Source organism: Pandoraea sp. LA3 (assembly GCF_022696215.1).
Lineage (GTDB): Bacteria > Pseudomonadota > Gammaproteobacteria > Burkholderiales > Burkholderiaceae > Pandoraea > Pandoraea capi.
In genome coordinates, this window is sequence record NZ_PTPY01000035.1 from 542,663 (window position 1) to 555,514 (window position 12,852).

A 12,852-nucleotide genomic window follows, 5' to 3' on the forward strand; every position below is an offset into this window, starting at 1 on the left:
GTGCCGCGTTTTTTTGCATCGACGTGGCTCGCGTCTTCATAGTGGACTGATCCGATGGCTGGCATGGAACGCCCCGATCCCGACGAATTGCTTGGCAAACTGCAACGCGACGAAGCTCGCGAGCAACGCGGCCGTCTGAAGATTTTCTTCGGCGCGTCGGCGGGGGTCGGCAAGACCTTTGCGATGCTTCAGGCGGCGCGCAAGCTGCGCGAGGAGGGCACCGACGTCGTCGTGGGTGTCCTGGAGACGCACGGCCGCGAGGAAACGGCGCAGATGCTCGAAGGACTCGAAGTCCTGCCGCAGAAGTCGGTGGAGTACCGAGGGCGTGTGCTGCGTGAGTTCGACCTCGACGGCATGCTCGCGCGCAAACCGGCCGTCGCGCTGGTCGATGAACTGGCGCACGCGAACGTGGCCGGGGAGCGACACCTCAAGCGCTGGCAGGACGTGCACGAACTGCTCGACGCGGGCATCGATGTCTACACCACGCTCAACGTTCAGCATCTGGAGCGGCTCAACGACGTGGTCGGTCAGATCACGGGGATTCGCGTCTGGGAGACGATTCCCGATCGCGTCTTCGATCTGGCGGACGAAGTGAAGCTGGTCGATCTGCCGCCCGACGAACTGCTCGAACGCATGCGCGAGGGCAAGGTGTATATGGCGGCGCAGGCCGAGCGCGCCGTGCGTAACTTTTTCCGCAAGGGCAATCTGATCGCGCTGCGCGAACTGGCGTTGCGTCGTACGGCAGACCGCGTGGACGCGCAGATGCGCGAGTACCGCGCGGATCAGTCGATCAGTCAGGTCTGGCAGGCGCGCGAGCGATTGCTCGTCGCGATCGGGCCGGGGCCGGAAGGCGTGGCGCTGGTACGGGCGGCCGCGCGGCTCGCGGCGAGTCTGCGCGCCGACTGGCTGGCGGTCCATGTGGAGACGCCTGCGATACTGCGTCAATCGACGGCGCGTCGCGAAGGCGTCTATGCCACGCTCAAGCTCGCGCATGAACTGGGCGCCGAGACGCTCACCCTCGATGGCGCACAAGCCGCGACCACGTTGCTGGCCTATGCGCAGTTGCGCAACGTCTCGAAGCTGGTCGTCGGCGCGAGCGGGGCGCGGCGCTGGTGGACGGCGCGTACGCCGCTGCATGAGGAACTGGTGCGTCTCGCGCGCGGTGTCGACGTCGTGCTGATCGGCCCGGCTGCGGGCGACACGTCGGCCGACAAACGCGTGGTGCGCGGCGATTGGCGCGACTGGTTCGAAACGGCGCCCGAACTGGGGCTCGTCGGCGGGCCCTGGCGTGCGTATGCGTGGGCGGTCGGGATTTGCGGCGTCGTGTCGGTGGCGGCAGCCGAACTGACATCGTTCCTCGATCTGGCCAACATCGCGATGCTGTATCTGCTTGGCGTGATCGTCGCGGCGATGCGGCTGGGGCGCGGGCCGGGCGTGCTCGCGTCGTTTCTCTCGGTGGTGGCGTTCGACTTCTTCTTCGTGCCGCCGAAGATGTCGCTGTCGGTCTCGGATACGCAGTACCTGCTGACCTTCGCCGTCATGCTGACCGTTGCGCTGGTCATCAGCCATCTGACGACGAGCCTGCGTTTTCAGGCGCGTCTGGCGACGTGGCGCGAGCGGCGCACGGGCGCTGTCTACGCAATGGCCCGTGAGCTGGCGGCGGCACTCACGACGCCGAAGATCGTGGAAATCGGGTCGCGTCATGTGCGCGAGGTGTTTCAGGCGCGTGTGGCGTTGCTGCTGCCCGATAGCCAGGGCAGCGTACGCCAGCCGGTGGAGAACGCACGCGCCGAGACGATGCCGCCCCACATCGATACCGACGTCGCGCAATGGGTGTACGACCGCCAGCAGGCTGCGGGCCGGGGCACGAATACCTTGCCCGGCTCGGACGCCTACTATCTGCCGCTGCGCGCGCCGATGCGTACGCGCGGGGTGCTGGTCGTCGCGCCCGAGGAGGGTGGTGGCGCGATCGGCACGCCGGAGCAACAACGTCTGCTCGACACGTTCGCCGCGCAAATCGCGCTGGCGCTTGAGCGGGTGCACTACGTGGAAATCGCGCAGGATGCCTTGGTGACGATGGAGTCCGAGCGTCTGCGTAATTCGTTGCTCTCGGCGATCTCGCACGATCTGCGCACGCCGCTGACATCCATTGTCGGTTTCGCCAGCATGCTGAGCCGCGACGCGCAGACGCCGGGGCCGCTGCGTATCGATCTCGTCGATGCGATCCACGAAGAAGCGCAGCGCATGACGGGGCTGGTGACGAACCTGCTCGACATGGCGAAGCTGCAAGCCGGGGGGGTGCAGCTCAATCGTCAGTGGCAGATGCTGGAGGAGGTCGTGGGTACGTCGCTACGCGCTTGCCGGCGGATGCTGGCCGGTTACGAGGTGACGACGCGTCTGCCCGCCGATCTGCCGCTGCTGCGTTTCGATGCGGTGCTGCTGGAACGGCTCTTTACGAATCTGCTGGAGAACGCGGCGAAGTACTCGCCTGCGGGGTCGCATATCGAGATTGCCGCGCGCGTGGTTGGCGAGGACGTCGAGGTGAGCGTCAGCGACGACGGCCCCGGTTTGCCCGCAGGCATGGAAGGCCGCATTTTCGAAAAATTCATGCGCGGCGAGAAGGAGTCGGCCAAGCCCGGTATCGGACTGGGACTCGCGATCTGCCGGGCCATCGTGGAAGCCCACGGCGGTAAAATCCATGCCACCAATGTCCCCGACGGGCATGGCGCGCGCTTTATCTTTACGTTGCCGGTAGAGACGCCGCCGGTGCCCCCCGAGGCGCCGGAAGGGCCGGAGGGGCTGGAGGCACTAGAGGTGCTCGACAGTCCCGATGACGACGTCGTGGCATCGAAAGCCCCGGCGGATGACGCGTCCCCGTCGAACGACCGAAACCAGACAGACGCCACCGGGCAAGCCCCGCGTGCCGCTGACGCAAACGCGACACAACAACATGAGTGAACCGACCATCAACATCGTGGTGATTGAAGACGAACGCCAGATCCGGCGGTTTCTGCGCACCTCGCTGGAAGCGGAAGGCATGGTCGTGCACGAGGCGGAAGCCGGGCGACAGGGCATGGTCGAGGCGGCCACGCGCAAGCCGGATTTGCTGATCGTCGATCTGGGATTGCCGGACATCGACGGCGTCGAGGTCATTCGCGAAGTCCGCAGTTGGACCGACATGCCGATCATCGTGCTGTCCGCACGCAATGAGGAAGCGGAGAAGGTCGTCGCGCTCGATGTTGGGGCCGACGACTATCTGACGAAGCCGTTCGGCGTATCGGAGCTGCTCGCGCGGATTCGGGCGCAATTGCGGCGTCATCATCGGGGCGGCAATTCGGAGACGCTGGACGAAGCGTTCTCTTTCGGCGAGATCCATATCGATCTCGCGCGCCGCAAGGTCACGCGCGCCGGAGAGCCGGTCCATCTCACGCCGATCGAGTACCGCCTGCTCGTCACCCTCGTGCGCCATGCCGGACGCGTGCTCACGCATCGTCAGTTGCTCAAGGAAGTGTGGGGGCCGTCGCACGTCGAGAGCAATCACTACCTGCGCATCTACATGGGGCACCTGCGTCAGAAGCTGGAGGCCGACCCGGCGCAGCCGCAGCACATCCTGACCGAGACGGGCGTCGGTTACCGGCTGGAAGTGGACGTCAACGGTTAAGCCCTGGTTTGTTAAAATCACGCTGTTCCATCCGCAGCGTCAGGCATTCAGTCATCAAGCCATTCAATCGACCTTCGATGGAGCCCATTGCCGGGACGACCCGGCAAGCGGTTCGCGCAGACTAGCGCATCTCCCGGGGACGACCCCGCTTTTTCATCGAAGTCTCTCATGGCCTGGATTCTGCTCGTGCTTGCCGGATTCCTTGAAGTGGCTTGGGCCGTCGGCCTCAAGTACACGCAAGGGTTTTCGCGTCTCGTCCCCTCCGTTTTTACCCTTGTCTCGATGGTCGGCAGCGTGTGGCTGCTGGCACTCGCCGTGCGGACCTTGCCGTTAGGCACCGCCTATGCGATCTGGACAGGGATTGGGGCCGTCGGCGCCTTCGTCCTGGGGATCGTCCTGTTCGGGGAGTCGGCGTCGGCCGCCCGCATCGCCAGCGTCACCCTCATTCTGGCCGGATTGGTCGGGCTGAAGCTGACGGCGGCGTGATGTGCCACGGGGGCGATGACGTCGCCGCCCCCTTTTTGAGTCCCCTGTGGTGCGTCGCCGTAACGCGCGGCATAATGGCGCGGTAACGGTCGCGGTCTGATGCGCACTGTTACCGCGTCGGCAGGACGGGACGCGTGATCGTGCGACGCCGTCATGTCGGCGGCAGCGAGGTCACCATGCTTGAATCGATTGCGCTCGGCGCAGGGCTGTCCTGGGGCAGCGGCCTGCGGTTGTACCTGACGGTGTTCTGCGCAGGGCTGGCGGCGCGGCTGGGCTGGTTGCATCTGCCTCCGACGCTCGCCGTGCTGGCGTCGACGTGGGTGATCGCGGCGGCAGGCGTGCTGGCGGCCATCGAGTTCTTCGCCGACAAGATCCCCTTCGTCGACAGTGCCTGGGATGCCGTGCACACCTTCATCCGCATTCCGGCGGGGATCGTGCTGGGCGCGGCGGCGCTGGGGCAGATGGACCCGACGGTCACGGTACTTGCCGGTCTGGCCGGCGGTGCGCTGGCCGGAACGGCCCATCTGGCCAAGGCGGGCAGTCGCGCGCTGATCAATACGTCGCCGGAACCTTTCTCGAATGTCGCGGCCTCAGCCGGCGAAGATGTCTCCACGGTGGGTGGTCTGGCGCTCGCGTTCTTCCTTCCCGCCGTTTTTCTCGTGATGTTGTTGGTGTTCGTCGTGCTGGCGTGGTGGTGGTTGCCGCGTGTCTGGCGCGGATGGCGCTCGTTACTGGCGCGGGTCAAAGGATTGAGGAACGATGGGGTTCACTGAGGTTGCCCGCCAGGCATGGCGGATGTTCCTGCGCGATTGGCGCGCGGGCGAGTTGCATCTGCTTCTCGTGGCGTTGTTGCTGGCGGTGGGCGCACTGTCCAGCGTGGGTTTTCTCTCCGATCGGATGCAGGGCGGGCTTGAGCGCGATGCGCGTCAGATGCTCGCCGCCGATCTCGTCGTTCGCAGCGACGCTCCCCTGACCCCCGAATTTGCCAGGCAGGCGCAAGCCGATGGGCTGGCGACGGCCGTCATCGCCAATTTCCCCAGCATGGCCAGTGCTACCGGCCAGAGCGGCGGAAGTGGTGAAAGCGGTCAAAGCGGTCAAAGCGGCGTAAGCGGCGTAAGCGCCGGAACGAACGCGAGCCGTCTGTCCTCGCTCAAGGCGGTCAGCAGTGGTTACCCGTTGCGTGGCCGTGTGCGCATCGCGCCTGACGCTGGCGCCAACACCCCGGACGCTCCCGCCACCGACATCCCAGCCCCAGGTACCGTGTGGGTCGATGCCGCGTTGCTCGACGCGTTGCACGTCAAGCCCGGTGACAGCATCCGGGTGGGCAACCGCACGTTGCGCGTGGCGGCGGTCATCACCCGCGAGATGGATCGCGGCTACGGCTTCGGCTCGCTCGCGCCGCGCGTCATGATGCGCTTCGACGAACTGCCGTCGACCGGCCTCGTGCAGTTCGGCAGCCGCATCACCTACCGTCTGCTGGTCGCCGGCACGGACGCCCAAGTCGGCAAGTTCGCCGCATGGGCGCGTCCGGCGGCGGAGCAGGCGCGCGGTGTGCATATCGAATCGCTGGAAGACGGGCAGCCGCAGGTGCGTCAGACGCTCGATCGCGCCGAACGTTTCCTCTCGCTCGTCGCGTTGCTCGCTGCCGTGCTGGCTGCGGTGGCGGTCGGTATTGCGTCGCGGCGGTACAGCGAGCGGCATCTCGACGCCTGTGCCGTCATGCGCTGTCTGGGCCTGCCGCGCCGGGCGCTGCGCGGCATGGTGACGCTCGAATTCATCGGACTCGGTCTGATCGGCGGCGTGCTGGGCGTCGGCCTCGGCTATGCGGCGCATGAGGTGCTGCTGGCACAGTTGGGCAACGTGATTCCGGCCGGATTGCCGGCGCCGACGTGGCGTCCGGCGGTGTTCGGTCTGGCGAGTTCGCTGGTGATGCTGCTGGGCTTCGCGTTGCCGCCGTTGCTGCCGCTCTCGGAAGTCGCGCCGCTGCATGTGCTGCGTCGCGATGTGGTTGGCGGCGCACGCCGTCAGGGATGGCTCGCCTATGGGGCCAGCGCGTTGGCATTCGGCGCGCTGTTGCTCTTTGCGGCGCGCGATTTGCGCCTCGGTGCGATGGTGGCGGGCGGTTTTATCGCCGGTGCGATCGTGTTTGGCGTGCTGGCCTGGCTGGCAATCCGCGTGCTTGCGGCGTGGGCGCGACGCCACGGTGCGGCCGGCGGGGCCATGGGCGGCATCGGCTGGCGCTACGCGGTGGCGGGGTTGCGTCGTCGCGGGCTTGGCAGCGCGCTGCAAGTGGTGGCGCTGGGCCTGGGGTTGATGGCGCTGCTGCTGCTCGCCGTCACGCGCAACGATCTGGTGGCCGGCTGGCGTCAATCGACACCGGCAGACGCGCCGAACCGTTTCGTCATCGACATTCAGCCGGGGCAGGACACGCCGGTTCTCACTCAGCTTCACGCGGCAGGATTGCCCGACGTGCAACTCTCGCCGATGATTCGCGCGCGACTCACGGCCATCAACGACAAGCCGGTGACCGGCGAGAGCTATACGGAGGAGCGGGCGAGACGTCTCGCCGAGCGTGAGTTCAACCTGTCGTACACGTCGGCCTTGCCCGACGGGAACCGTGTGACGGCCGGTCAATGGTATGGCGATGCGTCCAAACCACAGATCTCCATGGAAGAAGGCATTGCGAAGACGCTGGGCCTGAAGCTGGGCGACGTGTTGCGGTTCGAAGTCACGGGGCAGACCATCGACGCGCCGATCACCAGCCTGCGCAAGCTCGATTGGGGATCGATGCGCGTGAACTTCTTTGTCGTGATGCCGCCGGCGGCGCTGCACGATTTTCCGATGACGTGGATTACGTCGTTCCATCTGGAACCGCAGCAGCAGGGCGTGGCGGACGCGCTGGTGCGTCAGTTCCCGAACGTGACGGTGATCGACACGGGTGCCTTGCTCGCGCAGATTCAGCAGATTCTGTCGCAGGTCATCGATGCCGTGCAGGCGCTCTTCCTGTTCACGCTCGCCGCCGGCGTGCTGGTGCTTTACGCGGCGCTTGCGGGCACGCGTGACGAACGCATGCGCGAGAGCGGCATTCTGCGTGCGCTCGGGGCGTCGTCGCGACAGCTTCGCGATGTGCATCTGGCCGAGCTGGTGACGGTCGGCGCGCTCGCCGGGCTGCTGGCATCGTTGGGCGCCGGTGCGCTGGGCTGGGCGCTGGCGCGTTATGTCTTCGAGTTCGCGCTGAGCTTCAATCTCTGGTTGCCGGTGCTGGGCATCGGTGCCGGTGTGCTGTGTGCATTGATCGGTGGATGGAGCGGTCTGCGGGCGGTGCTGCGTCAGTCGGCACTGCGCACGTTGCGCGAAATCTGAGTCTCTCGAAGGGGCGGCGCGCGACAGCGTCTCGCGCCGCAACCGCAGCCTCCGAGATTTCGAGACGGCGATCATGGCAGGCCTGACGGGCCTCGGGCACAATATCGGCCATGACGACCGAAAACACCTCCCAAACCTCTCCGGCGGACGACGATGCGCAGGACACGCCTGCCCAGCCGACCGCCTTTTCGCTGCTCGGCGGCGAGCCGCGCGTGCGCGAACTCGTCGACCGTTTCTACGACCTGATGGATCTGGAGCCCGAGTTCGCGGGCATCCGTGGCATGCATCCGGCGTCGCTCGACGGATCGCGCGATAAACTCTTCTGGTTTCTGTGCGGCTGGCTGGGCGGGCCGAACCATTACATCGAACGATTCGGTCATCCGATGCTGCGCGCACGCCATCTGCCGTTTCCGATTGCGTCGAGCGAGCGCGACCAGTGGCTGCGCTGCATGGCGCTGGCGATGCAGGATATCGACGTCGAGGCCACCTTGCAGGAGCGTCTGATGCAGGCCTTCTACGGCACTGCGGACTGGATGCGCAACAAGGCGGGCTGAGGCGAGCTAAGGCGAGCTAAGGCGCTTCCGGGCAGATATCAGAGATTCATGACGAGCGGCGTGTCCGAGGCGTTCGCCACGCTCGACGACACACTTTTCAGTGACCGGTCGTCCATGCCGCTGTCGTCCGAGGCTTCGCCGGCTTCGAGATCCCATTCGGCGTCCCTGACCCGATAACGTCCTTCAGTGCCGAACCCGTCCTCGTAGTTCAAGGCACGTTCGACGACATCCATATTGCGTTTGGCTTCCCTGGCGCTCATCCAGTCGACGACGCCGGTTGTCAAGGCATCGCCGAACAGGCGGTAGGCCAATGCCGCGAATCCGATGCAGTTCTGTAGGGTGTCGAGGTGTTGTAACTCGGTGCCCGGTGCTTCGGATGGCGACGGCAAGCCCAACGGCGCGGACGTCGACGTCTCGTCCATTTCCTGCTTGCTTTCATGTCCGCCCGCAAGCACCCCGGTGCCGTTGACGAACAGCATCATCGACGTGCCGAGCAGGGTTGTTTGATACTTCCCGCCGTAAGTCTCGAGGTGCTTCGAGCCGACGAGTTTTCCGGCCGACGCCATCCATGCCGTATTTTGGATTTGTGCGCTGGTCGACGACGGATTGCAGTATTTTCCGACGGCAACGGCCAAATCCATCAAGCTCGAAAGCGACGCGGCAGTGGCAGTGGAAAGCGTAACTTGATGGGCCGTGGAAAGCGTGCTGCTTTCATAGGTTTCCTTGATCGTGCTCAGGCTGGCCGCGCCCAATGCGCTGGCACTCAGCACGAAATTGCTGATGTGCTGAAACAACGCGGCAAATCGACCGACGGCCGGCGGCGACGGTGCGAACTCCTCCAGCGATCCGGCTTTTCGCGCGAGTGCGCTGAGCGCGTCGCCCGCGTCGGTCTTGAATGATGTCCCGTCGTTGCCGGGAAACCGCGTGCCGGTGGCGAGCGACGGGGAAATCGATGGGGTGTTGGGGGAGAAGCGAGGGCTGTGCATCGAGGGGCAAATCCTTGATCAAAATGGCGGGACGAGGTGAGTCAGAGGCTGTCGAGCAGGCGCGTCAGGTTGTCGTGCAGACCCGCGTGGCGATTCGAGCACCGCACCATTTCCAGTGCGTCGCTGGCCATCTCGCGAGCCGTGTGCGCATCGCCCAGTTGCTGCATGCAAATAGCGGCGAAGTAGAGCGGCTCGGGATTGCCGTATTCGCGTGACACCGCAACCATGAGCGGCGCCACGGCATGTTCGTGGTCACCGAGTTGGCAGAGCACATAACCGAACGCCTTGTAGACGTCGGCGTGCTCGGGAAGCGCGCTGCATAGGACGGCAAAGGCCCGCGCCGCGCCTTCCAGATCGTTCGCGGCATGGAGGGCGTATGCGTGCGCGAGTGCGCTGGCGTCGACCGGTCCGTTGATGTGCCCATGGAGACACGAATTGGTGGAGGCGCCGGGCTCGCGTTCCATGAAGTCACGCGCAGGTGGTCGAGCGAAGGTGCCCGGCGCGTATGGGTTGCGCTGGGCAATGTGGGGTCTCGTCATGGCAGGTTTCCTTGCTGATGCTTCGAATTCGATCGCGTGGATGCGACCGCCACGTAATGTGCGGCTCACACAAAGTTGCGGCTATTGCACCGCGACAAACGGTGTCGAGAATTCGCGCAAGTTGCGGGCGGTTGGGGCACGCCCTATGGGATTTGAGGCGTCAGGGACTAAAGCGGGCGCGCTTGGGCGATGGCTCAGGAACCTGCCGCAGTGGCCGATAACGTCGACCGTACCGGCATTGGGGCGTGCGATTGTGCCTTGCCATGAGAACCGAAGTCGCGCGAATATGTCCCGTTCCCAAAGGAGGCACCATGACCACCGAAGCGCTGTTTCGACAAGACGCCTATCTGCGCCAATGTGAGGCGCGCATCACCCATATCGACGAGACGGGCATCATGCTCGACCGCACCGTGTTCTATCCGCTAGGCGGCGGACAGGCGGGCGACGCCGGTACGTTCGTGCTTGCCGACGGCACGCGTCTGAGCATTGCCGACACACGCAAATCGAAGCGCGAAGGCGCGACGCCGGACGATGCGGTGCATGTGCCGGCCGAGGGGCAAGCCGATGCACTGGCCGGGTTGTCGGTCGGCGATGTCGTCCAGGCGGAAATCGATTGGGCGCGACGCTTCCGGCATATGCGGTTTCATACGGCGTCGCATCTGATGTGCGCCGTGCTGCCGCACCCGGTCGATGGTTGCAGCATCACCACGGAATACGCGCGGCTCGATTTCGTCACGAATGATCCCATCGAGCGCGAGACGGTCGAGGCCGGGCTGGCGGCGCTGATCGAGGCCGCGCGCCCGGTGGCGATCGATAGCATCAGCGACGAGGAGATGGCCGCGCGTCCGGAGCTGGTTCGCACGATGAGCGTGAAGCCGCCGGTCGGGCTGGGGCGCGTGCGTCTGGTGCGCATCGAGGGCATCGACTTGCAGCCGTGCGGCGGCACACATGTGGCGAACACGTCGGAAATCGGTGCGCTGCGCGTGGCGAAGATCGAAAAGAAGACGTCTCGCACGCGTCGGGTGGTGTTGGCATTCGCCTGAGTCTGGCATCATCGGCCCATCCCTCATTTCCTTCAGGACGTTCGATGGCGACGCCAGCAGCAGAGATTTCGACGCAATCACAACCGATGCAACCGTGGCAAGCGGTGCTTGATTTCTGGTTCGGAACGCCGGATGCGGAGGTGTACGGGATGGCGCGTCCCGAATGGTTCCGTAAGTCGGATGCGTTCGACGAAGCGATTCGTGCCCGCTTTGGCGCGTTACATGCGCGTGCCGTTGCGGGGGAATTGAGTGATTGGGCCGATACGCCGCTCGGCGCATGCGCGTTGATCGTGATGCTCGATCAGTTCTCGCGCAATCTCTTCCGGCATCGGGCTGAGGCGTTCGCCGGGGACGCGCAGGCGCTGGCGGTGGCGCGGCGTCTGGTGGAGGCGGGGGACGATCGTCGGTTGCCGACCGCGCAACACCGTGTCTTCGTCTATTTGCCTTTCGAGCACGACGAGTCGTTGGAAAGCCAGCATCTCTCGCTGGCGTTATATGAGCAACTGGCGCAGGCGTCGGGGCTCGTGGACAACCTCGATTACGCGCGCAAGCACGCCGTCATCATCGAGCGTTTCGGCCGGTATCCGCACCGCAACGCGGCCTTGGGACGTGCATCGACGCCCGAGGAAATCGCGTTTCTCAAGGAGCCGGGATCGTCGTTTTGACGCGTCGGCTTTGGTGCCAGTGAATGGCGAAGAATCCGATGACGTACGCGAGAATGCCGCCGACCACGGCGAAGGCGGCCAACCCGGCGCAGAGATACAGGGTCGCGGCGCCGAAGTTGAACTGCGTCAGTTGTGTCCAGACGCTCTCGCTCGCATGCGCCGCCGCCGCGACTGTCGCTTCGATCTCGGCCTTGGGGGACCAGTCGAGCATCCAGCGCCCCACGCGATGCGCCCCCAGATAGACGAACGGCACGGTCAGCGGGTTGGTGATCAGCGTGCCGGCGGTGGCAAGAAACAGATTCCCGCGCATGAACGCAGCGACGAGAATCGCCACCGGCATTTGCGCCACGGGTAACAAGAAACCGAAAAAGACACCACACGCCAACCCGGCCGCGACCCCCCGCGGCGTGGCCTGCCACAAGCTACGGCGCAGCAACAATCCGGCGTGCGGGCGCAACCAGCGCGAGCGCAGCAGTCGCATCGGGCGAAGCATCTTTAACATCATGGGCAGGTTGCTCGTCGGAGGATGTGGACCCAGGCGGGCATGGGGGAAGCGGCGCAGCACGGTCAAATGGCCGCATACAACGGATGTCAGAGTGTGGCGGGGGGCAAGAGTTCAATGCAGCCCCAGACTCACGCTGTTGCCGGGAGATGTCACAAGATGCCGGTAAGACGCCGCCGAACAAGCCGACGAACAAACCGACGAACGGCGGGCGTGCGATATCGCTGAAGGGCGTAGAGGGCCGTGCGGGACCGGGCGTTGACGCGGTAAGACGGCGGGAAGGCGAGCGGAGAGGAGCGCCGCAATTTTGGCAAACAGCGATGGCAATGAGCGGCAAGATCGGCAGGAGCGATCGCGAGGCCGATGGAATGCCGAAGGGTGGTGCGCGGCGGCGAGGGGACTTGAGAAGGCACTGCGCGGCATGGCTGCCGCGCAGCGATCACATCGAAGGGCTTAGATCTGCGAGCGCTGATCCGACCAGCGATCGATTTGCGCCGGCTTGAAGCTGCGCATCGTGTCGAGCAGTGTTTCCGGCGACGAGGCGATTTGCAACTGATCGAGTTGCGGTGCCTTCAGGAACTGCTCGGTCACCATCGACTTGAGGAAGACCATCAGCGGATCGTAGTACTGCTCGACGTTGAGCAGGCCGATCGGCTTCGCGTGATAGCCGATTTGCAGCCACGTGAACACCTCGAACAGCTCTTCGCACGTGCCGATGCCACCCGGCATGGCGATGAAGGCGTCCGAGAGGTCGGCCATCATCTGCTTGCGCTGGTGCATGTTTTCGACGACATGCAGCTCCGTCAGCCCGGTATGACCGACTTCCCTGGCCATCAGCGCCTTCGGGATGATGCCGACGGCCTCGCCGCCATGCGCGAGCACGGCGTCCGCGATGATGCCCATCAAGCCGACCTTGCCGCCGCCGTACACCAGACGGATCCCGGCTTCGGCCATGCGACGGCCCAGTTCGCGGGCCGCTTCAGCGTATGCAGGACGCACACCCGTGGCGGCGCCGCAGTAGATACAAATGGATTTGACTTCCGACGACATGCC

General features: G+C 65.2%; 12 protein-coding genes. 8 read left to right on the forward strand and 4 right to left on the reverse strand.

Annotation, left to right across the window (positions count from 1 at the left end; translation table 11 throughout):
* Nucleotides 1–63 precede the first annotated feature (63 nt).
* The 6 genes from C5N93_RS17805 to C5N93_RS17830 all read left to right on the forward strand — a co-directional run bounded on the left by C5N93_RS17805 (nucleotide 64) and on the right by C5N93_RS17830 (nucleotide 8,064).
* The gene (locus tag C5N93_RS17805; RefSeq protein WP_242560446.1) at nucleotides 64–2,958 is read left to right on the forward strand and encodes a sensor histidine kinase KdpD; all 2,895 of its coding nucleotides are present in this window, start codon (nucleotides 64–66) and stop codon (nucleotides 2,956–2,958) included.
* Entirely contained in the window at nucleotides 2,951–3,661 is a 711-nt protein-coding gene (gene kdpE / locus C5N93_RS17810) for a two-component system response regulator KdpE (RefSeq protein WP_069343094.1), read from the forward strand. Before C5N93_RS17805 ends, kdpE begins: the two co-directional genes overlap by 8 nt.
* Before the next feature lie 168 nt (nucleotides 3,662–3,829).
* Nucleotides 3,830–4,147, forward strand: a complete 318-nt coding sequence (sugE, locus tag C5N93_RS17815; RefSeq protein ID WP_242560330.1) for a quaternary ammonium compound efflux SMR transporter SugE — start codon at nucleotides 3,830–3,832, stop codon at nucleotides 4,145–4,147.
* A 176-nt stretch (nucleotides 4,148–4,323) separates the two neighbouring features.
* On the forward strand, nucleotides 4,324–4,920 hold the full coding sequence (locus C5N93_RS17820) for a DUF4126 domain-containing protein (RefSeq protein ID WP_150681189.1): 597 nt from the start codon (nucleotides 4,324–4,326) through the stop codon (nucleotides 4,918–4,920).
* Nucleotides 4,907–7,510, forward strand: coding sequence for an FtsX-like permease family protein (locus tag C5N93_RS17825; RefSeq protein ID WP_242560331.1), 2,604 nt, complete (start codon nucleotides 4,907–4,909; stop codon nucleotides 7,508–7,510). The genes C5N93_RS17820 and C5N93_RS17825 overlap by 14 nt, the downstream gene beginning before the upstream one ends.
* Nucleotides 7,511–7,620: 110 nt before the next feature.
* Nucleotides 7,621–8,064, forward strand: a complete 444-nt coding sequence (locus tag C5N93_RS17830; protein WP_242560332.1) for a group II truncated hemoglobin — start codon at nucleotides 7,621–7,623, stop codon at nucleotides 8,062–8,064.
* A gap of 38 nt (nucleotides 8,065–8,102) precedes the next feature.
* On the opposite strand, the gene C5N93_RS17835 is transcribed toward C5N93_RS17830, so the two are convergent.
* Together C5N93_RS17835 and C5N93_RS17840 are read right to left on the reverse strand one after the other, a co-directional pair.
* A complete protein-coding gene (locus C5N93_RS17835; RefSeq protein ID WP_242560333.1) occupies nucleotides 8,103–8,858 on the reverse strand; it encodes a hypothetical protein in 756 nt (251 codons plus the stop codon).
* Between the two features lie 233 nt (nucleotides 8,859–9,091).
* The gene (locus tag C5N93_RS17840) at nucleotides 9,092–9,589 is read right to left on the reverse strand and encodes a hypothetical protein (protein WP_242560334.1); all 498 of its coding nucleotides are present in this window, start codon (nucleotides 9,587–9,589) and stop codon (nucleotides 9,092–9,094) included.
* Between the two features lie 311 nt (nucleotides 9,590–9,900).
* On the opposite strand from C5N93_RS17840, the gene C5N93_RS17845 reads away from it, so the two are divergent.
* Both C5N93_RS17845 and C5N93_RS17850 read left to right on the forward strand, forming a co-directional pair.
* Nucleotides 9,901–10,632, forward strand: coding sequence for an alanyl-tRNA editing protein (locus tag C5N93_RS17845; protein ID WP_242560335.1), 732 nt, complete (start codon nucleotides 9,901–9,903; stop codon nucleotides 10,630–10,632).
* A gap of 44 nt (nucleotides 10,633–10,676) precedes the next feature.
* Complete coding sequence (locus C5N93_RS17850) at nucleotides 10,677–11,297, forward strand: DUF924 family protein (RefSeq protein WP_242560336.1); 621 nt, start codon at nucleotides 10,677–10,679, stop codon at nucleotides 11,295–11,297.
* Here the strand turns inward: C5N93_RS17850 and C5N93_RS17855 are convergent.
* Both C5N93_RS17855 and C5N93_RS17860 read right to left on the reverse strand, forming a co-directional pair.
* Nucleotides 11,272–11,802 carry a DUF2062 domain-containing protein gene (locus C5N93_RS17855; protein ID WP_242560337.1) on the reverse strand — a complete coding sequence of 177 codons (531 nt, stop codon included), beginning with the start codon at nucleotides 11,800–11,802 and terminating at the stop codon, nucleotides 11,272–11,274. The two genes, C5N93_RS17850 and C5N93_RS17855, sit on opposite strands and share 26 nt — an antisense overlap.
* A 450-nt stretch (nucleotides 11,803–12,252) precedes the next feature.
* Nucleotides 12,253–12,849 (reverse strand): TIGR00730 family Rossman fold protein, encoded by a 597-nt coding sequence (locus C5N93_RS17860; RefSeq protein ID WP_242560338.1) that lies wholly within the window; start codon nucleotides 12,847–12,849, stop codon nucleotides 12,253–12,255.
* Between the last annotated feature and the right edge of the window lie 3 nt (nucleotides 12,850–12,852).

What these genes read in the sequence shown, in the direction of transcription:
- sugE (WP_242560330.1), top strand. Translation starts at nt 3,830, where the DNA reads ATGGCCTGGATTCTGCTCGTGCTTGCCGGATTCCTTGAAGTGGCTTGG.
- C5N93_RS17840 (WP_242560334.1), bottom strand. Translation starts at nt 9,589, where the DNA reads ATGACGAGACCCCACATTGCCCAGCGCAACCCATACGCGCCGGGCACC.
- C5N93_RS17860 (WP_242560338.1), bottom strand. Translation starts at nt 12,849, where the DNA reads ATGTCGTCGGAAGTCAAATCCATTTGTATCTACTGCGGCGCCGCCACG.
- C5N93_RS17845 (WP_242560335.1), top strand. Translation starts at nt 9,901, where the DNA reads ATGACCACCGAAGCGCTGTTTCGACAAGACGCCTATCTGCGCCAATGT.
- C5N93_RS17830 (WP_242560332.1), top strand. Translation starts at nt 7,621, where the DNA reads ATGACGACCGAAAACACCTCCCAAACCTCTCCGGCGGACGACGATGCG.
- C5N93_RS17825 (WP_242560331.1), top strand. Translation starts at nt 4,907, where the DNA reads ATGGGGTTCACTGAGGTTGCCCGCCAGGCATGGCGGATGTTCCTGCGC.
- kdpE (WP_069343094.1), top strand. Translation starts at nt 2,951, where the DNA reads ATGAGTGAACCGACCATCAACATCGTGGTGATTGAAGACGAACGCCAG.
- C5N93_RS17850 (WP_242560336.1), top strand. Translation starts at nt 10,677, where the DNA reads ATGGCGACGCCAGCAGCAGAGATTTCGACGCAATCACAACCGATGCAA.
- C5N93_RS17805 (WP_242560446.1), top strand. Translation starts at nt 64, where the DNA reads ATGGAACGCCCCGATCCCGACGAATTGCTTGGCAAACTGCAACGCGAC.
- C5N93_RS17820 (WP_150681189.1), top strand. Translation starts at nt 4,324, where the DNA reads ATGCTTGAATCGATTGCGCTCGGCGCAGGGCTGTCCTGGGGCAGCGGC.
- C5N93_RS17855 (WP_242560337.1), bottom strand. Translation starts at nt 11,802, where the DNA reads ATGATGTTAAAGATGCTTCGCCCGATGCGACTGCTGCGCTCGCGCTGG.